This window comes from Pararhodobacter marinus (assembly GCF_003122215.1).
Classification (GTDB): Bacteria; Pseudomonadota; Alphaproteobacteria; order Rhodobacterales; family Rhodobacteraceae; genus Pararhodobacter; species Pararhodobacter marinus.
Map to the genome: position 1 here is coordinate 171,963 of NZ_QEYD01000007.1, position 20,080 is coordinate 192,042.

A 20,080-nucleotide genomic window follows, 5' to 3' on the forward strand; every position below is an offset into this window, starting at 1 on the left:
GTCGCAGGCGGCGCTTATTCGGGCGACAGCCGGTGATCCATCGACAGCGCAGGCTGGTTGCACCCCGCCTCGCCGACGATCTTCGCGGGCACGCCCGCCACCGTCTTGCAGCGCGGCACGTCGTTCAGAACGACCGACCCGGCGGCGATGCGGCTGTTGGCGCCGACATGGATATTGCCCAGCACCTTGGCCCCCGCGCCGATAAGGACGCCGTCGCCGATTTTCGGATGGCGGTCGCCGTCTTCCTTGCCGGTCCCGCCCAGCGTCACCGAATGCAGCATCGAGACGTTGTCGCCCACCACCGCCGTTTCACCGATCACGATGGAATGCGCGTGGTCGATCATGATGCCCTTGCCAAGCTTCGCCGCCGGATGGATATCGACGCCGAACATCTCGGACACGCGCATCTGCACGAACAGCGCCATGTCACGGCGCCCGGTCGTCCACAGCCAGTGCCCGACGCGGTAGGCCTGCACGGCCTGATAGCCCTTGAAATACATGACCGGCTGCAGGAAGCGGTTGCAGGCCGGGTCACGCTCTTCCACCGCGACCAGATCGGCACGCGCGGCTTCGCCCAGCGAGGCGGCCGAGGCATAGGCTTCGTCGGCGATCTCGCGCAGGATCTGTTCGCTGATCTCGGCCGAGGACAGCTTCAGCGCGAATCGGTACGCGAGCGCCCGCTCCATCGTCGCATGGTGCAGAAGGTTGTTGTGCATCACCCCGCCCAGAAGCGGTTCGTCCTGCACCACCTGCTGGGCTTCGGTGCAGATGCGCTGCCACACGGGATCGAACGGGGCGAGTCTGGCTTTGATCTCGGGCATGGCGCATCTCCGCAAAAACGTCCCCGAAAACATAGCCGATTGCGCCCGGATTTCCAGTGGGCGGGACAGCACGATCCGTGATCCCGCCTATCGCCGGGTGTGATGGATGCAAAGCATCTCGGTCACCAGCGCGAGACAGGCGAGGTAATCGGGCGCGCCGGGCCGCGCCGGATCGCGCCCGGGATGCACCAGCGCCGCAGACAGAAGCGTGCCATTGCCGTAAAGCGGATGGCAGCGCCCGGTCGCGGCACGGTGGCGCGCGGCCAGCTCGGCCCGCGCGATCAGCGCCGCCATTCCCGCCCGGCGCCGCGCTTCGGGCAACGCCAGAAGCACGCGCGCGGCGGCGGCGATATCGGTCAGCGTGACGGGCGCCATGCCGGACGCCATGCCGGGCCCCGGAGCCGTCACGCTGCGACCGACAGCACCGCCCACAACCCGTTTCCGTAAAGCGCCGAGACCTGCGCCACCTCGACGGTGAAGACGCCGCTCACCCCGTCCGCCGTCCGGTCGGCGGCGGTGTAGGTGAAGGCGGGCGCACTCAGCGGCTCTTCGCGCACCACTTCGCCGGCTGCGCGGATGCGCAGCGTGTAGCGCTCGGTTTCCTCGTTGAGGGGCACGTCGGGCCCGATCCAGGAATCGCCGTCCAGCCGCGTGCGCCGGATCCATGTCAGATGCACATCGCCGCCCGAGTGCCGGGCCTGCAGATGCGCGGGCGCATAGGGGCGCAGACCGTTGCCGGCGAAGGCCCTCACGCTTTCCACATAGGCGGGATCGTCATAGGGCAGCGCCGCCGGACCGATCCGCCAGCGCCGGTCGATCCCGCGCAGGGCGGCGGGAAGGTCGACCTGCGCGGGCGCGCCGTCCATCAGCACCACCACCGCGCCCGGCGCCCAGGCCTGCGGCTGCAACGGCTCGGTCCCGAACTGGCCGCGCAGCAGATCCTGCAGGCGCCAAAGCCCCGGTTCGATCAGCGTGGCACGGCGGAACTGGAACAGCTCCCATTCCCCGCCCGCGCCGATCGCGGCCAGATTGGCGCCCTGCCACAATTCCTCGTCGCTGACCGAGGCCAGGGCGATGCCCTCGGGAAACGCCACCTCGACCCCCGCGCCGCGCTGGATGAGCGACGGCGTGCCATGGTCGAGCGTGCCGCGCGTTTCGCCGATGCTGGCGCGTCGCGCGATCCGGGTGTTGAGCGTGAAAGACCCGCTCTCTGCTGGCGCATCGTGGACCGCGACCACGCCGGGCCAGGGGCGCCCGGTCACCGCCAGATGCGGCGCGTGGGCTACCTCGTCGCCGCGCATCAGCGGCAGGTCCAGCCAGAGCGGCAGGACCGGCACCGGCCCCTGAAACCCCGCCGCATAGGGCAGATCGTCGGACGCCTCGCGATGGCGGTAGAGCGCCGGCTCGATGCGCACCGCCTCGACCAGACGTGCGCCGGCCAGCTCGATCCGGTCGACGCGGTAATGCCGCTCGCTCCCGGCATGAGTCAGCGCCACGATATCGCCCGCCGACAGGTCCGAGGACATCGGCACCCCGAACCGGGCCACATCCGCCGCGATCCGCGATTCGGTCAGCCAGCGCTTGACCGCCGCGCGCGCTTCGCCGCGCGTCAGCGCCATCGGCAGCTCGCTTTCGGCCACGTCACCCGCCGGATCCCCGGGATGCACGGCTTCGGCGCTGCGGGTCTCGAAACTGCCTTCGGCCTCGATATAGGTCAGCCTGAGCCGCCCGGCGATTTCCGGCCCCGGGGCGCGCACCAGTTCCAGATCGCCCTCCTCGCGCGCGATGATCGCGTCCGGGGTCAGCGCCACCGGATCGCGCCCGGTGCGCATCCGGAACACCAGGACGCCCTCGCGCTCGACCGCCTCGAATCCATGCGCCAGCATCAGGGGTTGTAGCGCCGAGCGCGCGCTGGCGGTCGAGGCGACGCCATAGCCGCGCACCACGCCGTAAAGCCCGCTTACGTCGAAATCCGTGAGCCCCGCGCGCTGGCAGATCTCGGCCACGACGGCATCGAGCGGCTGCGCCGCCGCGCGCCCGGTGATCCAGTGCCCGCGCAGCCAGTTGCCGCCATCCGACCATTCGTCCGTCAGCGCCGGGAACCAAGGCCAGGGCCGCGCATCCCACGCCCAGGCATGGCTGCGCGACCAGTCGACCATGCGCCCGCCATAGACATCCGATAGCGGGTTGTTGGCCGGTTCGGTCCAGAAGCCATGCATCGCGCGCAGATATTGCATCTGCATCAGGTCGTCGCGCGCGCCGGTGGAATGATAGGGCGCGAAGCTTTCCGAGGATTTCGGATCGAGGAAAACGTTGGGCTGGTTCGTCCCCTTGTCGATCGCCGCGCAGCCGTATTCGGTGAACCAGACGGGTTTCGAGCGCGGCTCCCATACCGTCGACTCGGATTGCTTCACCCCGCCCAGACGTTCGGTATGCGCGTTCTCCCACCACGCGCGCAGGTCCTTGTAGCGCCAGATCCACGGCTCGGATTCGCCCGGATCGGTGATCGGCGTGCGAAGCTGGGCATCGCGATGCTGCGACGTGCGGTAATACCAGTCATAGACCTCGCCCCCCGCGACATTGGCCTCCAGATAACCGGTGTCGTAGATATCGCTCCAGCCCGCCTGCCAGTCGAGATGGGTCTCGCCCTCGCGCCAGTCGGACAGCGGCATGTAATTGTCGATCCCGATCACGTCGAGTTCGTCATCGGCCCAGAGCGGATCGAGATGGAAATAGCGGTTCCCCTCGCCCGCGTCATAGCCGAAATATTCCGACCAGTCCGCCGCATAGACCAGCTTGACCGACGGGCCGAGGATCGCGCGCACCTCGTGCAGCAGGTCGATCATCGCGGCCACCGCCGGGAAGCTGTCGCCCGCACCCCGGATCTGCGTCAGCGACCGCATTTCCGAACCGATGCAGAACGCCTCGACGCCGTCCGACGCGGCGCAGAGCGCGGCATAATGCAGGATGAAGCGGCGATAGGACCATTCGGCGGGGCCGGAATAGCTGACCGACCCGGGCGCGACGCTGAAATCCGACGCCTGCGCGGTGCCGAAGAAATCGGCGACCTCGGCCTCGGCCGCTGCCGTGCGGTCGCTGGTGCCGGGCTGGCCCGGCGCCCTGGCCAGCGTGATGCGCCCGCGCCAAGGCAGGACAGGCTGATCGGCGGCATCGGACCATGGATCGGGCAGGCCATTGCCCGCCAGTTGCTCCATCAGCAGGAACGGGTAGAATACCACCGCCTGCCCCGCCGCGTTCATCGCCGCGATCGCCTGCAGGACCGACGCATCGGACGGCGTGCCGCCATAGACCGGCTTGTCGCCGTCGCGCGCGACCGTTTCGGCCGCCTCGCGCGCCAATCCGGCCACGGTCCAGGGCTGCGGATCGCCGTCGCGTTCAAGATATTCGACTTTGGGCTTCACCCGGCATTCGCCGCAGCGCAGGTCGTCGCCGAACCACGACACGACCAGAAGCCCCGATTGCACCCGGGGCAATTCGGTCTGAAGCGCGGCGAGCGAGGTTTCCAGATCCGTGAACCCCGACGGCGTGTGCCGGTTGGCCAGCCGCGTCTCCTGCGCCTCGACCACCGAATAACCGGGATCGAAGGGCCCGCCGGTATTCGGCGTCAGCACGACCGGCTCGGTCGCCAGCGCGTATTCCCCCGCGCCGGGAAGCCATGCCACGCCCTGAACGGCGTCCTGCAACGTGGTGACGCCCGGCGCCTGAGCGCCGCGCACCACCTCGAACACGAAATTCGGCAGGCGGTTGCCGAACGGCCCCAGGTCGAGATCCTCGATCACGACATAAGCCGTGCCGCGATAGGCGGGCGCGTTGCCAAGACCCTCGACCGCTTCGATCTTCGGATCGGGAAGCTGGTCATCGGTGCCGGTATAGACACGGATATTCATTTCCGAGCGGGCGATTTCCTCGCCGTAGGCCCAGATCCGGCCGATGCCGCCGATCTCGCCCTCGCACAGGGCGATGGCAACGCTGACGACATAGCGCGATTCCTCGGTGACGCGCGGGCCGAACCCGTGCTTGGTGCGCTGCGAACGGCCGGGGATTTCCTGAAACCGTGATGCCCAGATGACGTGCCCCGCCGTGCGCATACGCCCCCAGAGCCGGGGGATCGGCACGCCCTCGCCCGCGCCGGTGATCTGCAGCCGCTCGATGCGGCCGGTCTCGACCCGCCCCGAGCCGAGGCCCAGAAGCCGCTGATCGATCAGCCGGCCCACGGTCGCCCCCACCGCGCGCCCGATGACAAGGCCCGAAAGCCCCAGCACCGCGCCGCCGAAATTCGCGCCGATCGCCGCACCGGCGGCGGACAGAAGCAGAGTGGCCATCGGATGGCTCCTTTGTGGTCAGGTCATCTCGAAGCGCGCCACGATCCGGCGCGCCCAGGGGCGGCTCAGCGGGCTCTCGACGACCCCGTGGCCGCAATAGGCATGGATGAAACGCGGCGCAGGGCCCGCGCGGCTGAGGATCCCCAGATGCTTCGCCACGCCCCGCGACCGCATCCGGAACAGCAGGATGTCGCCGGGCGCGGGCGGGGCGCCGATCTGGCGCAGATGCCGCGAGAGGGCCTGCCACAACATCTCGTCCCCGCCGCTTTCGCCCCAGTCGGCGCTATAGGCGGGCAGGTCCCCCGGCTCGCTCCCGTGCAGGGCACGCCACAGGCCCCGGATCAGCCCCAGGCAATCGCAACCCGCCCCCCGGGCCGAGGCCTGATGGCAATAGGGCGTGCCCAGCCAGAGCCGCGCCTCGGCCAGAAGCGCCGCGCGGGGATCAGCGGCCACGGGGACCGCCCGTATTGTCGCCATCCGCGCGCGGCGTCACCTGCAGCCAGTCGTCGTCGGGGACATGCGGGAAGCCGCGAAAATTCTCGGTATTGGCGAACTTGAAACGGCAGGTGGCGAAGCGTTTGTCGCAACCCGCCTGCAGACGCACGCTGTCGCCCACGTCGGGCGCGAATCCCGGGGCCTGCCACAGATGCAGCCGCCGCTTGTCGCCCAGCGCCTCCTCGCGACGGACCGGGACCGTCGCGCCCTCGGCCGCTCCGGTCAGGAAGACCACGTTGCCGTCGACGAACCAGTCGGCGGCGAAATCCCCAAGCGGCGGGACCTCCAGCACCGCGCCGCCCTCGTCCACCGCCAGAAGCGCGACCTCGGCGCGAAACACCGGCTGGTCCAGATCGACGCCGCATTGCGCGTCGCCCAGAACCGCAGGGCAGGCCGCGCCGAAAACCCGACCGCCGGTTTTCGACAGGGGCTCGGTCAGCCCGCGGAGCTCGGCGCGAAAGGCGCCGCCCGCGCGCGTGATCTCGCCCAGCGAGCCACGAAACAGCACGCGCCGCCATGCCGGGTCCTGCCAGTCGACCTCCCAGATCGTCAGCGCCGCGTTGTCGTAGCGCCCGGCAAGGATGTCGCGCTCGCTCAGCGCGGCATCGCTCAGGGCGCCCGAGGCTTCGGTATTGTCGACAGAAAGGCCGGTTCCCTGCACGATGGCGCCGGCGCTCATGCCGGTGCCCGCGCGAAAGCTGATCCCGTCGAAGCTCAGATCCCGGTCATGGTCTGTGAAGCCCAGCACGGTGCCATCCGACCGCGTCAGCGCCCAGGCCCGCGCACGGGTGGTGGTCAGCCCGCTCATTCGCGCACCTCGATCACCGGCACCTGCGGCACGTCGCCCGCCTGGAAATTCGCCACCGAGACCTGCACCAGGTCGGTATCGAACCGCACCGGCACGTCGAACTCGCCGCCGAAGGTGACTTCGGCCCCTACGGGCGGCGGGGCTTCGAAGGTGACGATCCCGGTAACGGTGTCCAGCGCCCAGCCGACGCTTTCGTCCAGCTCGGCGCCCCCCACCGCGACGCGCACGCTTCCCGCCACGGGCTTGGTGATCATCCGCACCGCGTCCCAGTCGCCCGAGCGATAGGTCTTCGCCAGCGCGAAGGCACGCGTGACGCCGTCGCCGGTGCCGATGTGCTGATCGAGCGGGCTGACCTGCTTCGACGCCGGGCAAGTCTTGTAATCCGCCCAGTCCTTCCAGCGGAACGCATGAAGCCGGCCCTGCCGCGCTTCAAAAAACGCGATCAGCACCTCGACATCATCGAGCGAGCGCAGGCCAAGCCCCGCATCGTAGCGCCGCCGCGCCTGTGCCCAGGGCGTGTTGCGCTCTTCGTGGCCATTGGCCAGCGTAACGATCTCGGTGCGCCGTTCGGGCCCGCCCAGCGAGCCGAAGCTCAGCGAGGCGGGAAAGCGGATATCGTGGAAAGCCATGTCGGTCCCTCGCCCGTCAGTAATTGCGCTGGCCCTGCGCCAGCAGCCGTTGCATCTGCGCGGCGATCTGGCTCTGGCTGCGCCGGAACCCGGCGACGTCGGGGGTCGAGACGTTGATCGTGACGGTGACCGCCCGTCCGCCGCCCGCGCCGCGGACGCCCAGCTTGCCGTCCGCGCCCCGCGCCAGAGGCAGGATCGCCTCGGGGCCGGCTTCGCCCATCAGCCCGGTGCCGCCCCGCATCGGAAATGTCACGGGCTGCGAGACGATGCCGCCCTGCGCGAAGGGCATCACCCGCCCCTGGCTGAAGGACGCGCCGTTGGCGAAGGGCAGAAGCCCCCCCATCAGCCCGCCCAGCACAGACGAGACGGCGCCGCCGACCGCGTTCTGCACCGGACGCATCGCTGCGCTGTAGATCGCGTTCGAAATCGACTGCCCCAGGCCGCGCATCGCGTCCGACAGCCGCTGTCCGTCAAAGATCACCCCGTCGAAGGCCCGCCTGAGCCCGCCCCCCAGAGCGCGCGACAGCCCGGCCATCTCGCGGCTTGTCTCACCCAGATTGCGCCCCATCGCGGCCAGACTTGAATCGAAGCCCGCCACGCTGTCCGCCGTCGTCGTGATCCGCGCATCCAGCTCGGCCAGCTGGGTGTTCAGCTCGTCCAGCGTTGCCATCCGTCCCGTCCTTCCTGCCTGCGCGCGGCCCATCGGGATAGCGTTGCAGCAACGCTTCCAGCCGCGCGCGCGTGAAGCCGGGTCGCGATGCCTCGTCGCGGCCCAGCATGATCATCAGTTCCACCGGCGTGAGTGCCCAGAACTCGGCCGGGCGCAGCCCCAGCCCCTGCAGCCCCGCGCGCATGAGCCCGGGCCAGTCCAGACCCGTCATCCCGCCGCCGCCGGCATCGCGAAGGCGCGCGCCAGAAGCAGCCCCGCCACGCGCGCGGCCTCGAGCGGGCCGCCCTCGATCTCGGCCGAAAGCAGCGCCTCGGCGCGGACCGGATGCCCGCCGCCATGGAGCCCTGCCAGAAGCAGCGCCATCACGTCGCGGGTCCGAAAGCGCCCGGTCTCGAACCGTTCGACCAGATCGACGAGGCTCTCGGCCCCCAGCGCCTCTTCCAGCTCGGCCAGCGCGCCCAGGGTCAGCTTCAGCGCATAGGCGTCGCCGTCCATGACCAACGCCACCTCGCCCGCCATCGGGTTCACCATCAGACCGGCTCGCCGCTTTCGGGCTGCGTCTCCGGCTGATCGCCGCCATCGCCTTGATAATCCAGCGGATCGGCGGCCAGGGCGGTCGCTGCCACGAAGTCCAGCGCCCCGGCCGAGGCCATCGCCATCTCGAAGGTCGCCTCGCCGTTATGGCTGCCGCCATATTCCAGGCTGGTGATCTGGAACGGGCCTTCGACCGTGCCGAAATCGGGGATCACCACCTGAAAGGCCGGGATCTCGCCGTTGAAGAATACCGCGCGCGCGCGCTCATCCGTGGCCGCGTCGCGGAACACGCCCGACCCCGACAATGCCGCCGCCTTCACCCCGGCGCCGGCCAGCAATTCGCGCCACCCCCCCGCGCTGTCCAGACTGGTCACATCGACCGTCTCGGCGTTGAAGCTGATCCGCGTGGCGCGCAGGCCCGCGATGGTCTCGAACAGACCCGTTCCGGTCATGTCCATCTTGATCAGAAGATCCTTGCCGCTTTGCACAGCCATGCCGACCCCTCCTTTGAATGCGTCAGTTTTCGACGCGCACCCGGAACCGCAGGTCGATCCGCCTGAGCGACGCCCCCTCGGCCCGGCGCGCGCGCGCCTCGTGAAACCAGATCGCCACCACGCGCCCGGCGCCCAGCGCCGGCTGCGCGCCGGGCAGGATCTCGGCGATGCGCGCGGCGGCGCTCTTTGCGGTCAGGAAACCCGCCGCGTCGCTCACGACCTGCACCAGCACCCGGTGCTCGGCGCCGGATCCGCTGACATCCGAGCGGTCGATCACGTCCTCTTCGCCCAGCACCACGTAGGTGCCCTGCGGCGTGGCGGGGGGCGGCGCGTCGAAGATCCCGCCCGGCACCAGCGCAGCCAGCGGACCGTCCCCCGACAGCAGGGCATAAAGCGCCTCCTGCAGCGCATCGGCGGATTGATAGCTCATGCCGGCACCTCTTCGCGCGCGTGGCAGACCAGATAGGCACCCGAGGCATCGGCCTCGGACACGGCGAGGATGGTGAACACCCGCGCCCCCTCGCGGAGCCGCTGATCGGGGCGCGGGCGCTGCGGGCTGCCCTGCGGCGCGGCGCGCAGATAGATGCGGAACAGCATCCGTCCCTCGGGCGCGATCAGGCCCCGCCGTTCGCTGGCCGAACCCGCGCGCAGCTCGCACCACAGCGTCCCCAGCCCGGACCAGCTTTGCGAATATCCCCCCGCTCCGTCGGGCGTGGTGACCGCTTCCTCCAGCACCATCGGCCGGTTCAGCGCATAGCCCATCAGCGATGCCCTCCGGCCGTCACGCGCAAAGGCGCCCAGCGCCGCAACAGCGCATCGACCGGGCCGGTCACCGGATCAGCGCCGGTGCGGCCGTCGTAGAACTGCGCGGCCAGCAGCATCACCGCCTGTCGCAGATCGTCGGGCACCGCGTCCCATGTCGCACCGAACCCCGCCGTGAAGGCGATCTCGACCCGCCCACCCGTGGGCACCCCCGGCAGCACGGCGCCAGTGGCGATGATCTGCGGGCGGTGACGGTCCACCACCAGCCGCCAGCGCGCCGCATCGACCGGCGTTTCCGCGCCCTGCGCATCCACCAGCGTGACCGAAGCCACGGCGCTGACCGGCGCGACCGGCAGGGCCTGCGCGTCGGCCCAGCGCCAGCAGGGCAGGATCAGCATGAAATCCCTCGTCATCAACGCCTTGCCGATCCGCGTCTCGATGGCCGAGATCGCGCCACGCAGATACTGGATCAGCAGCGCGTCGCCCGTTGCCTCGTCGGCAAAGCCGGTGCCCAGCCGCAGATGCGCGCGAAATGCGGCAACCGGCAGATCGGCATCCGCCACGACGCTGGTCTCAATCAGCTCCATCCTCGCCTTCCCTTCATCCCGAATACCGGTCAGACCGGCGCAGACGCGCTCCCGCACCGCTCGCACGGAAGGGAGCAGCCGGACACGATGCGGGTGTCCCGGCCCTGCGGCCCCGACCCGCGCGCCTGCGCCGCCACCGGGCCGGGGCCAAAGACCCGGCCCGATCCCGTGAACCGCTCAGCTGGCGGCGAATTTCAGCAGCTTGATTGCCTGGAAATCGGTCACGTCGCCGCCGACGCGCTTGGTGGCGTAGAACAGCACATGCGGCTTCGCGCTGAACGGATCACGCAGCACGCGCAGGTCCGGGCGCTCGGCGATGGTATAGCCCGCCTGGAAATCGCCGAAAGCGATGGCATGGGCATCGGCGGCGATGTCGGGCATGTCCTCGGCGATCAGCACGGGATAGCCCATCAGCCGCGCCGGCTCGCCCGAGGCCAGACCGTCCGACCACAGGAACCGCCCGTCGCCGTCCTTCATCTTGCGCACAGCGCCCGCGGTCTTCGAATTCATCACGAAGGCCGCATTCGCGCGGTAGCCGGCATCCAGCGCATAGACCAGATCGACGATCGCGTCGGCCGGGTTCGACGCCGCGAAATCGCCCGCCGCGCCGGTCGCGACATAGCCCAGCTCTTCCCAGTCCTCGGTGCCATTGGCGACGATGGTATGGGTCAGGAAGCCGCGCGGCTGGTCGGTGCCTGTGCCCGAGATGAAGGCCGCCGCCTCGGCCCGCGCGAATTTCTTCGCGATCCGTTCGGCCAGCCAGCCTTCAACATCGAAGGCGCTGTCTTCCAGCAGCCGCTGCGAGGCCTTGGGCATCGCCGACAGCTCGTGCAGCTTGATCGAGATACGGTCGATGGCCGCCGTGCCGGTCTCGGTCAGGGTCGAGGATTCGTTTTCCCAACCCGACCCGACGTCGCCGTGATCGACCAGCACGTCGAACGAGCCCGCCTCGACCTGCACGACGCTGGCGATGGCGCGGATCGAGGCCGAAGCGTCGAGCACCGCGTGAATGCGCTCGGAAGTCTGCGGATCGACCAGGTAGCCGCCCTCGGTATTGACCGAGGCCGTCAGCCCCTTGCCCTCCAGCACCAGCCCGCGCAGCGCGTCATCGTCGCCCTGGCGCAGATAGGCGTCGAACGCCTTCAGATGCAGCCCCTCGCCGGCATCGGCCTGCGCCAGCAAGGGGCGCGCGGTCTTGGTGGAAATCTTGCGGTCCAGCATGGTCAGTCGCTTGTCCTGTTCTTTCAGATTGCCCGTCACATCGGCGCGGAAGCTCTTGATCTCGGTCACGAAATCCTCCAGCGCCGTCTTCAGCCGCGCCGCCTCGTCGCCGGGCGCCGCGCTCTTCTCCTCGCCGGCCTGCGCCGGGCCGGGAAATTCGCTGCTCATCGCATCCTTCCTTTCGTTGATGCCCCGCTGCCATTCGCGGGAAAGCGGGCCGCGAACGGCAATCCGCCACCGTCCGCGCGGGGACATCCCGCGCGCCGTTCATCCTGATTTTTCCGGCGCCTCAGCCCCGGAGCGCGTCGCGCGCCGCCTCGATCCCGCGCGCGAAATCCAGCAGCAAACCGCCCTGCGACTTGGCCGAGGCCCGCGCCACAGGCAGCATCGGAAAGGTCACCAGCGACACTTCCCACAGCTCCAGCTCGAGCAGCCGGCGTCCGCCTTCGGGCAGCTTCTCGGCCCGGATCGTGCGATAGCCGATCGAAAGCCCGTCGACCGCGCCCGCCGCGATCAGCGCCGCCGCCTCGCGCGCCTTGCTCACTTCGGTCAGAAGCCTCCCTTTCACGCGCAACCCATGTGCATCCTCGGCCACCTCGTCCCAGACGCCGATCGGCTGGGCCTGATCGTGCTGCCAGAGCATCCGCACGCGCCCGCCCCGCGCCGCCAGCCGGTTCAGCGAGGCCGAATAGGCCCCCGGCATGACCACGTCGCCGCCCTGGTCACGCAGCCCGAAGACCGAGGCATAGCCAGAGATCACCGCACCGGCTCCCAGCGCCACCGGCTGCACCCGCGCCTGGAATTTCGTCTCAAGACCCGTCATCGGTCCCCCTTCAAACCTGCGTTGCCAAGAAGGCCAGCGCGCCATGCACCACCACGCCCGAGGCCACGCCGTAAACCGCCAGCCACAGCCGTTTTTCCAGCCGCTTCAACTCGTCCTCGATCCGGCTCAGCCGGTATTCCAGCCCGGCGCGGCGCTCGGTTTCGACCTTTTCCTGCGCGTCGATCCGCGCCTGGGCGAGATCGAAACTGTCATAGAGAAACCGCGACCCGCCGACGGTCTTTCGCTGCGCGCTCATCCCTGCCCTTTCGGCGGCAGGCCCAGCAGCGCGCGCTTTTCGTCCTCGGTCAGGAACGACGCGCCCGCCACGCGGCGCCATTGCGCCTCTCGCTCGATGGACAGCGCCGGCACCTGATCCAGGTCGGGGCGCAAGTGCAGGTCGACCCCGCCATGGCCCGACAGCCAGTGCGACAGCGCATCCGTGACCTTGGACGCCAAGGGCAGCACCGTCAGCCGGTAGAAGGCGCGGTTGGCCTCCTGGTAATTCGCATAGGTCGCGTCGCCCGGAATCCCCAGCAACATCGGCGGCACCCCGAAGGCCAGCGCGATCTCGCGCGCGGCGGCATCCTTCGTCTTGTGAAATTCCATGTCCGAGGGGCTGAACCCCATCGGTTTCCAGTCGAGCCCGCCTTCCAGCAGCATCGGCCGCCCGGCATTGCGCGCGCCCTGGTGATGGGTTTCCATCTCGGCCTGCAGGCGCTCGAATTGTTCGTTGGTCAGGTTGCCCTGCCCGTCCGCCCCCTTGAACACGATGGCGCCCGAGGGCCGCGCGGCGTTGTCCAGAAGCGCCTTCGACCAGCGCGAGGCGCTGTTATGCACATCCACCGCCGTCGCCGCTGCCTCGATTGGGGACAGGCCGTAATGGTCGTCAAGCGGATGGAAGGCGCGGATATGGCAGATCGGCGCCACGCCCTCGACCATCGCGAAGCGGTGCTTGCGCCCGCCCACCGCGTAATCATAGGCGGCGGGCCAGCCATCCGGCCCCGGCACCACCGACATCCGGTCCGCGCGCAGAACATGCAGTTCGGCGGGCACACCGCCCTCGGGCATGGCCACGGCCTCGATATAGGCGTTGCCCGACAACAGAAGCTGCGCGAAGACCGCCTCCAGGAACTCGGCGCGCCCCTGCGCCGGATTGGGGCGACGCAGCAGGCTCAGAAGCGGGTGCGCCTCATAGCGCCGCTCGGCATCCTGCAACACGAGGGGCAGCGCGGCGGCGGCTTCCGAGATCAGCCGCACCACGCGAAAGCCCACCGGGTTGCCCTGGAATCCCGCGCGGGTCAGCGACACCGTGTCCCGAGCCGTCCAGCGCGCCTGCGCCAGTCCCTGCATCGCCTTCACGCGGCCTGAGCCGATTCCCGTGCCAAATCCCGCATTCAGCGGCCCGACCGCCGAGGCCTTGGCCTCGGGCGGCTCTGCCGGGGCCTTGCGAAGAAAATCGAACATGCCTGTGCCTCCTTGCCGCGTCGGTGGCTCGGGGCGGAGCGGGACGCCCCGTCGCCTCGGCCTTGGCGCAAAGATGCGGCGAAAGTCCTGACATTGCCGGAAGCCACCGTGCGCCGGCCCCGACCGCGCGCAACGGGGCCGTGGACAGCCGCGAAAAAAGGGGCCGAAGCCCCTTTTCCCCGTTGCGTCAGAGAACCCGTGTGCGCGGGGCGCGGTGATGTTCGGCCGGGGCGAGGATCAGCTCGTGCAGCGCCCAGACCAGCGCATCCACCCGGTCCGGGCTGCCGCGCCCGCGAAAGCCCTGCGCGGTCATCTGCGCCATCTGTTCCTCCAGAGCGCCCAGCCCCCGCAGATGGCTGACCCGCCCCTGTTCGTAAAGCGCCGCCACCGGCTCGGCCCGCGCGGCCTTGCCGCGCGCGGCATGAACGGCGCGCACCGGGACCAGCGGATCGACCTGTCGCAAAACCTGCGCCACCAGATCGCCGCCCTGATTGACCTCGGCCACCAGCCGCTCGGCCCCGTGACGGTCCCGCGCCGCTATGGCTGCGCGGGCCCAGTCCGTGGGACTTGTGGCCTTCACGCTTGCATCTTCCAGCACGACGGCGCGCCATGTCCCGACCGGCCCCTCGGTCATCGCGCCGACCACGACGATACCGCACAGGTCCGATCCCGCATTGCCGCTGACCGCCGGATCGACCGCCACCACGACCCGCGACAAGGCGGGCGCAGCCTCGATCCGGCAACCGTCGATCAGCGCCTGCGGGAACAGCGTGCCCTCGACATCCTCCAAGAGCGCGCCGTCCAGCTCCTGCCGGCCCAGCCTGGTGCCGCCATAGCGCGCTTCGACCTCGCGCAGGAAGGACGGCGCCAGAAAGGCCCGGTTCTCGCTGGTCGGCGCCCGGCTCACCACGGTCGTGTCCAGCCCCAGCACGCGCCGCAACACGCCCTCGGCGCGCGGCGTCGTCGTCACCACGCAGCGCGGATCCTCGCCCAGCCGCAGCGCGAATTGCAGCTGGTCCCAGGCCTCTTCGGATTTCTTCCACTTGCCCAGTTCGTCGGCCCAGGCGGCGTCGAATTGCGGACCCCGCATCGCCTCGGGCGCATGGGCCGAAAAGGCCTGCGCCACCGCCCCGTTGGGCCAGACAAGCCGCTTGCGCGTGGCTTCCCAGACCGGGCGGCGGTCGGGCGGCGAACAGGCAAGGATCCCGCTGTCGCCCATCACCATCACTTCCCGCACCTGGTCGAGCGTCTCGCCCACCAGCGCCACACGCCGCGCCCGGCCCGGATCGCGCGGCCCGGCGCCTTCGACCTGCGCGCGCACCCATTCGGCGCCCGCGCGCGTCTTCCCCGCGCCGCGCCCGCCCATGCAGACCCATGTCTTCCACGCCCCTTTGGGCGCCACCTGATGCGGCAGCGCCCAGAAATCGAACAGGAAGGGCAGCGCCAGAAGCGCCCCCTCACTCAGCCCCTTCAGGAAATCCTCGCGGATCCTGTGCGGCGCGCAGGCGAGCCATTCGGCGTCGCACCTCGGCGCCTGCGGCATCGAGATCCAGCTCTCCGCGTCGTGGTCCCGTCGACTCGGCGATCTTTTCAAGTTTAGCCCGTTCACTGAAAACTGCCTCCAAAGCCTTGCGCAGGGATGCCACCAGCGTCGCGAGTTCCCGCGACGCCGTGACATCCCCGCTTCCGATGGTTTCGATCAGCGCATCCAGCTCTGCGCCATAGGCGGCCAGTTGCCGTTCCGCCTGCGCCACAAGATGGTGCGGCGGCTCTTGCCCCGTCGAAAGGTCCCGTTTCTTCATGAGTGCTGCCCGTGTCTCGCTGCCCCGCGCGACGAAAACGACAAAGGCCCGGGGAAAACCCCGGGCCCTGAGCCGAACTCTGCCAGCATGCCGATAGCGTTAGCGCAAACCGTGCGAAAAGTCAATCTCGCGCGCCCCGGCACGCAACGCCGGGATGGCTAAAACCTTAACGATTGCGCCTACTGCCCCGCCTCGATCTGCCGCCAGCGCGCGACATTCTCGTTATGCTCGGCCAGCGTGGTGGCAAAGGCATGTCCACCCGTCCCGTCGGCCACGAAGTACAGATACTCCGTCTCCTCGGGATCCAGCACCGCCTCGATCGCGGCGCGTCCGGGATTGGCAATCGGCGTCGGCGGCAGGCCGTCGATGCGGTAGGTGTTATACGGCGTATCCGCGTTCAGCTCCGAGCGCCGCAGACCGCGCCCCAGAACCCCTTCGCCACGAGTGATGCCATAAATCACCGTCGGGTCGGTCTGCAGCCGCATCGGCACGCCCAGCCGGTTGATGAACACGCTCGCCACCACGCGGCGCTCTTCGGCCACGCCGGTTTCCTTCTCGACGATCGAGGCCAGGATCAGCGCTTCCTGCGCCGTCTCGAAGGGCAGGCCCTCGACCCGGTTCTCCCAGGCCTGCGCCAGGAAAGCCTCCTGCCGCTCCTGCATCAGCGCCAGCAATTCGCCGCGATCCGCGCCGCGCCGCACTTCGTAGCCATCGGGCATGAGGTGCCCTTCAGGCGGGACCTCGCCCACGCTGCCCGACAGGAATTCGGCATTCTCCAGCGCGTTCCAGATCTGCCAGCTGGTGGTGCCCTCGGCGACGACGATGCGGAACCGGGTATCGGCCTGCTCGGCCACCTGCGTGTATTCCGCCGGGAACTCGGCCGTCTCCAGCGGCAGCTCGACGGTTTCCACGAAGCGGCTGGTCGCCGGATCGAGCTCGCGCACTTCGTAATTCACCGCCGTCACGCCGATGCGGAACACCACCTCGGTGCCGCAGGTCGAGGCCCCGCCGCGCGTGACGATATCGAGGATCTGCTCCATCGACGCCCGCTCGGGCACCAGGTACGAACCGAAACGCAGCCGCTCGTGGCGCCCGTCATATTGCGCGCCCACCCGGAACAGCATCGGGCTCGACACCGCGCCCTGCTCGCCCAGATCCTCGGCCACCGCGCGCAGCGTCGCGCCCTGCTCGACGCGCAGGCAGATCGCCTGTTCCAGAGGGCCTTCGCCGTGAAAGCTGCGCTGGCCCAGCGCCACCACACCGGCCAGCATGATGAAGCCGACGATGAGCAACGTCAGCGCATTGGCCACGACGTGTTTCCACATCAGTCGCGGACCTTGCCCAGAACGAGGCTGGCATTCGTGCCGCCGAAGCCGAACGAATTCGACAGCGCCACGTCGATCTTGCGCTCACGCCTGGCATTGGGCGCAAGATCCAGCTTCGGCTCGATGGCCGGGTTGTCCAGGTTGATCGTCGGCGGCGCGACCTGATCGCGAATCGCCAGCACGCAGAAGATCGCCTCGACCGAGCCCGCCGCCCCCAGAAGATGCCCGATCGCCGATTTCGTCGAGGACATCGTGGCCTTCGACGCCGCCTCGCCCATCAGCCGCTCGACCGCGCCCAGCTCGATCGTGTCGGCCATGGTCGAGGTCCCGTGCGCATTGATGTAATCGACATCCGAGGGCTCGATCCCCGCCCGCGCCAGCGCCGCCTTCATGCTGCGATAGCCGCCGTCGCCGTCTTCCGAGGGCGCGGTGATGTGATAGGCATCGCCAGACAGGCCGTAGCCCAGCACTTCGCAATAGATCTTCGCCCCGCGCGCCTTGGCGTGCTCGTATTCCTCCAGCACGACGATCCCTGCGCCCTCGCCCATGACGAAGCCGTCCCGGTCCGCGTCATAGGGACGGCTGGCCTTCTGCGGCTCGTCGCCGCGCTTGGTGCTGAGCGCCTTGCAGGCGTTGAACCCGGCGATGCCGATCTCGCTGATCGGCGCCTCGGCCCCGCCCGCGACCATCACGTCCGCATCGCCCAGCATGATCAGCCGCGCCGCGTCGCCGATGGCATGCGCGCCGGTCGAACAGGCGGTGACGACCGCGTGGTTGGGCCCCTTGAAGCCGTATTTGATGCTGACCTGCCCCGAGACGAGGTTGATCAAACTGCCGGGGATGAAAAAGGGCGAGACCCGCTTCGGCCCCTTCTCCTTGATCAGGATCGCGGTCTCGGCAATCGTCGTCAGCCCGCCGATACCCGAACCGATCATCACCCCGGTGCGCTCGCGGTCCTCGTCGGTCCGGGGCTCCCAGCCCGAATCCTCGACCGCCTGGGTCGCCGCGACCATCCCGTACAGGATGAAATCGTCGATCTTCCGGCGGTCCTTGGCGGCCATCCAGTCGTCGGGATTGAAGGTTCCGTCGCTTCCATCGCCGAACGGGATTTCGCAGGCATAGGTGGTGGCCAGGTGACTCGCATCGAAGCGCGTGATCGGCCCCGCCCCCGACTGGCCATCCAGAAGCCGCTTCCAGGTCTCTTCCACCCCGCAGGCAAGCGGCGTCAGCATCCCCAGCCCCGTGACAACGACTCGACGCATCTGCAATCCTCCGTCTCCGGCCCGTGGCCGATCCAATCCTTTGTCCTGCCACATACACATTGTTCCCGCGCGGGAAAAGAGCGGCGGCGCGCTGCGGCGAAACCCTGCCCGCTGGCGTCAGCCCCCGCCGGCTGCTAGAACCGGCGCCAATCGCCGGGCCGGACGTCCCGCCCTTTCACTCTGCCGGAAATACTCCGGGGGTGAACTGGCCAGAGGCCAGTGAGGGGGCAGCGCCCCCTGCCCGGTCTCCGTACAGCCTGACGAAAGGATCCTTCGCATGTTCGACCTCAGCGGCAAACGCGCCCTCGTGACCGGCGCTTCGGGCGGCATCGGCGCCGCCATCGCCCGCGCGCTCCATCAGGCGGGCGCCACCGTCGGCCTCTCGGGCACGCGCGAGGCGCCGCTGCAGGAACTCGCCGCCGAGCTGGGCGAACGCGCGCATGTCCTGCCCTGCAACCTGTCCGACAGCGCCGCGGTCGAGGCCCTGCCGAAACAGGCGATCGAGGCGATGGGCGGGCTCGACATCCTCGTCAACAATGCCGGTATCACCCGCGACCAGATCTTCATGCGCATGTCCGACGATGACTGGGCGCAGGTGATCGACGTCAACCTCACCGCCTCGATGCGGCTCTGCCGCGCGGTGATGCGCCCGATGATGAAGGCGCGCTGGGGCCGGATCGTGAACATCTCCTCCATCGTCGGCGCCACCGGCAATGCGGGCCAGGTGAACTACGCGGCTTCGAAAGCGGGCCTCATCGGCCTGACCAAGTCCATCGCCGCCGAGGTCGCCTCGCGCGGGATCACCGCCAACGCCGTCGCGCCGGGCTTCATCGCGACGCCAATGACCGACAAGCTGTCGGACGACCAGAAGGCGAAGATCGACGCGCAGATCCCGGCGGGCCGGATGGGCACGCCCGAGGAAATCGCCGCCGCGGTGCTCTACCTCGCCTCGCCCGAAGCGGGCTACGTCACCGGCACCACGATCCACGTCAATGGCGGCATGGCGATGCTCTGAGCGCGTCGTGCGGCTGACGGATCACCCGATTCGCCAGCCGTGACCGCCCGCCACCCGGCGCAGGATATGGGCCACAAGGCCCAGGGGGCCAAAGACCAGCGTCAGGATCAGGATCGGCACGCTGGCCGAGTGGCCCATGCCCAGCCTGGCCGCATCGCGCGCGATCCACGCTCCGACGAACAGGTCGAAGACGATGAAATGCGCCCATCCCGTCAGCACGCCCACGGGATGCGAGAACAGCGCCGTCACGCCCTCGAGCGACCCCATCCCCGCGCCCTCGGCGGAAAACCCCAGCACCGCTCCGCAAAACAGAAACACCGCGTAGACGGGCCCCAGCATCACCGGCACCACGCCCGAATGCACATAGGCCCGGGTCGCGCGCGCGCCGGGCGCCAGGATGAGCAACAGCCAGGCCGGGATCACCGGCAGGTGCAGGACATAATAGAGCAGCGCCATGTTTCCGGGATCCTCATCGGGGTCTTTCTTGCGGGTCCGATGCGCGACCCTGGGTCGGTTCCGACGCACAAGCCCCGGCTGGATAGGGCGCAAATCGAGGTTGCGAAAGCGTTTGCCTATGCCCAAGCTTGTGCTATAGGCGGCGCTGATTGAGCCGGGGCCTGCCCGCGCTGGTCGGGCCCGAAGACATCGGGTCGGGGCGCCGAAGCGGCGCCTTTGCTTCATCGCCAAAACGGCGTAGTCAACACTTGGGCGGGTTCCGCCGAAAGGTAAACGAGGACAAAATCATGAGCGACATCGCGGATCGCGTGAAGAAGATTGTGGTCGAGCACCTGGGCGTCGAAGAGGACAAGATCACCGAGAACGCCTCGTTCATCGACGATCTGGGCGCTGACTCGCTCGACACCGTCGAACTGGTCATGGCCTTCGAAGAAGAATTCGGCATCGAGATCCCGGACGATGCGGCCGAGAACATCCAGACCTTCGGCGACGCGGTGAAGTTCATCAGCGAAGCGGTCTGATCCCGCTGCGGTCCCCGACGGGCCCGGGCGCGACACAGCCGCCCGCAG

23 protein-coding genes and 1 pseudogene are annotated in these 20,080 nt (G+C 69.1%); 2 read left to right on the plus strand and 22 right to left on the minus strand.

What is annotated here, in order from left to right:
- Positions 1-14: 14 nt before the first annotated feature.
- From cysE to fabF, 21 genes and pseudogenes are all read right to left on the minus strand, one after another.
- A complete protein-coding gene (gene cysE, locus C4N9_RS12990) occupies positions 15-821 on the minus strand; it encodes a serine O-acetyltransferase (protein WP_109533760.1) in 807 nt (268 codons plus the stop codon).
- 87 nt (positions 822-908) lie between these two features.
- Complete coding sequence (locus C4N9_RS12995; protein WP_146195166.1) at positions 909-1,208, minus strand: DUF7742 family protein; 300 nt, start codon at positions 1,206-1,208, stop codon at positions 909-911.
- 17 nt (positions 1,209-1,225) lie between these two features.
- Positions 1,226-5,164 (minus strand): baseplate multidomain protein megatron, encoded by a 3,939-nt coding sequence (locus tag C4N9_RS13000; RefSeq protein ID WP_109533762.1) that lies wholly within the window; start codon positions 5,162-5,164, stop codon positions 1,226-1,228.
- Positions 5,165-5,182: 18 nt separating this feature from the next.
- The gene (locus tag C4N9_RS13005) at positions 5,183-5,617 is read right to left on the minus strand and encodes an NlpC/P60 family protein (RefSeq protein WP_245902544.1); all 435 of its coding nucleotides are present in this window, start codon (positions 5,615-5,617) and stop codon (positions 5,183-5,185) included.
- The gene (locus C4N9_RS13010) at positions 5,607-6,467 is read right to left on the minus strand and encodes a DUF2163 domain-containing protein (RefSeq protein ID WP_109533764.1); all 861 of its coding nucleotides are present in this window, start codon (positions 6,465-6,467) and stop codon (positions 5,607-5,609) included. Before C4N9_RS13010 ends, C4N9_RS13005 begins: the two co-directional genes overlap by 11 nt.
- Complete coding sequence (locus C4N9_RS13015; RefSeq protein ID WP_109533765.1) at positions 6,464-7,096, minus strand: DUF2460 domain-containing protein; 633 nt, start codon at positions 7,094-7,096, stop codon at positions 6,464-6,466. The genes C4N9_RS13010 and C4N9_RS13015 overlap by 4 nt, the downstream gene beginning before the upstream one ends.
- Before the next feature lie 16 nt (positions 7,097-7,112).
- Complete coding sequence (locus tag C4N9_RS13020; RefSeq protein ID WP_342748806.1) at positions 7,113-7,757, minus strand: phage tail tape measure protein; 645 nt, start codon at positions 7,755-7,757, stop codon at positions 7,113-7,115.
- Positions 7,645-7,977, minus strand: coding sequence for a rcc01693 family protein (locus tag C4N9_RS22450; protein WP_109533766.1), 333 nt, complete (start codon positions 7,975-7,977; stop codon positions 7,645-7,647). The genes C4N9_RS13020 and C4N9_RS22450 overlap by 113 nt, the downstream gene beginning before the upstream one ends.
- Positions 7,974-8,297 carry a gene transfer agent family protein gene (locus C4N9_RS13030; protein ID WP_109533767.1) on the minus strand — a complete coding sequence of 108 codons (324 nt, stop codon included), beginning with the start codon at positions 8,295-8,297 and terminating at the stop codon, positions 7,974-7,976. Before C4N9_RS13030 ends, C4N9_RS22450 begins: the two co-directional genes overlap by 4 nt.
- An 89-nt stretch (positions 8,298-8,386) precedes the next feature.
- Positions 8,387-8,794 (minus strand): annotated as a pseudogene (locus C4N9_RS13035) (phage major tail protein, TP901-1 family); the annotation flags it as partial.
- Positions 8,795-8,816: 22 nt separating this feature from the next.
- Positions 8,817-9,224: a DUF3168 domain-containing protein gene (locus C4N9_RS13040; RefSeq protein ID WP_109533769.1), complete on the minus strand. Its 408-nt coding sequence runs from the start codon at positions 9,222-9,224 to the stop codon at positions 8,817-8,819.
- Complete coding sequence (locus C4N9_RS13045; protein ID WP_109533770.1) at positions 9,221-9,556, minus strand: head-tail adaptor protein; 336 nt, start codon at positions 9,554-9,556, stop codon at positions 9,221-9,223. The genes C4N9_RS13040 and C4N9_RS13045 overlap by 4 nt, the downstream gene beginning before the upstream one ends.
- A complete protein-coding gene (locus C4N9_RS13050) occupies positions 9,556-10,143 on the minus strand; it encodes a head-tail connector protein (protein ID WP_109533771.1) in 588 nt (195 codons plus the stop codon). Before C4N9_RS13050 ends, C4N9_RS13045 begins: the two co-directional genes overlap by 1 nt.
- A gap of 177 nt (positions 10,144-10,320) precedes the next feature.
- Complete coding sequence (locus C4N9_RS13055; protein ID WP_109533772.1) at positions 10,321-11,619, minus strand: phage major capsid protein; 1,299 nt, start codon at positions 11,617-11,619, stop codon at positions 10,321-10,323.
- Positions 11,620-11,653: 34 nt separating this feature from the next.
- Positions 11,654-12,187 carry an HK97 family phage prohead protease gene (locus C4N9_RS13060; protein WP_109533773.1) on the minus strand — a complete coding sequence of 178 codons (534 nt, stop codon included), beginning with the start codon at positions 12,185-12,187 and terminating at the stop codon, positions 11,654-11,656.
- 10 nt (positions 12,188-12,197) lie between these two features.
- Positions 12,198-12,443: a GTA head formation protein, RCAP_rcc01685 family gene (locus C4N9_RS13065; protein WP_109533774.1), complete on the minus strand. Its 246-nt coding sequence runs from the start codon at positions 12,441-12,443 to the stop codon at positions 12,198-12,200.
- The gene (locus C4N9_RS13070; protein ID WP_109533775.1) at positions 12,440-13,651 is read right to left on the minus strand and encodes a phage portal protein; all 1,212 of its coding nucleotides are present in this window, start codon (positions 13,649-13,651) and stop codon (positions 12,440-12,442) included. The genes C4N9_RS13065 and C4N9_RS13070 overlap by 4 nt, the downstream gene beginning before the upstream one ends.
- Before the next feature lie 187 nt (positions 13,652-13,838).
- Positions 13,839-15,194, minus strand: coding sequence for a DNA-packaging protein (locus tag C4N9_RS13075; protein WP_109533776.1), 1,356 nt, complete (start codon positions 15,192-15,194; stop codon positions 13,839-13,841).
- Positions 15,109-15,453, minus strand: a complete 345-nt coding sequence (locus C4N9_RS21695; RefSeq protein WP_146195167.1) for a hypothetical protein — start codon at positions 15,451-15,453, stop codon at positions 15,109-15,111. The genes C4N9_RS13075 and C4N9_RS21695 overlap by 86 nt, the downstream gene beginning before the upstream one ends.
- Before the next feature lie 179 nt (positions 15,454-15,632).
- The gene (gene mltG / locus C4N9_RS13080; RefSeq protein WP_109533777.1) at positions 15,633-16,778 is read right to left on the minus strand and encodes an endolytic transglycosylase MltG; all 1,146 of its coding nucleotides are present in this window, start codon (positions 16,776-16,778) and stop codon (positions 15,633-15,635) included.
- Positions 16,778-18,040 (minus strand): beta-ketoacyl-ACP synthase II, encoded by a 1,263-nt coding sequence (gene fabF / locus C4N9_RS13085; RefSeq protein ID WP_109533778.1) that lies wholly within the window; start codon positions 18,038-18,040, stop codon positions 16,778-16,780. The genes mltG and fabF overlap by 1 nt, the downstream gene beginning before the upstream one ends.
- A 277-nt stretch (positions 18,041-18,317) precedes the next feature.
- Here fabF and fabG point away from each other — a divergent pair, with 277 nt between their 5' ends.
- A complete protein-coding gene (fabG, locus tag C4N9_RS13090; protein ID WP_109533779.1) occupies positions 18,318-19,055 on the plus strand; it encodes a 3-oxoacyl-[acyl-carrier-protein] reductase in 738 nt (245 codons plus the stop codon).
- Between the two features lie 21 nt (positions 19,056-19,076).
- Here the strand turns inward: fabG and C4N9_RS13095 are convergent, their stop codons facing one another.
- A complete protein-coding gene (locus tag C4N9_RS13095; protein ID WP_109533780.1) occupies positions 19,077-19,511 on the minus strand; it encodes an ABA4-like family protein in 435 nt (144 codons plus the stop codon).
- A gap of 287 nt (positions 19,512-19,798) precedes the next feature.
- On the opposite strand from C4N9_RS13095, the gene C4N9_RS13100 reads away from it, so the two are divergent.
- Positions 19,799-20,032: an acyl carrier protein gene (locus C4N9_RS13100; protein ID WP_068304285.1), complete on the plus strand. Its 234-nt coding sequence runs from the start codon at positions 19,799-19,801 to the stop codon at positions 20,030-20,032.
- The last annotated feature ends 48 nt before the right edge of the window (positions 20,033-20,080 follow it).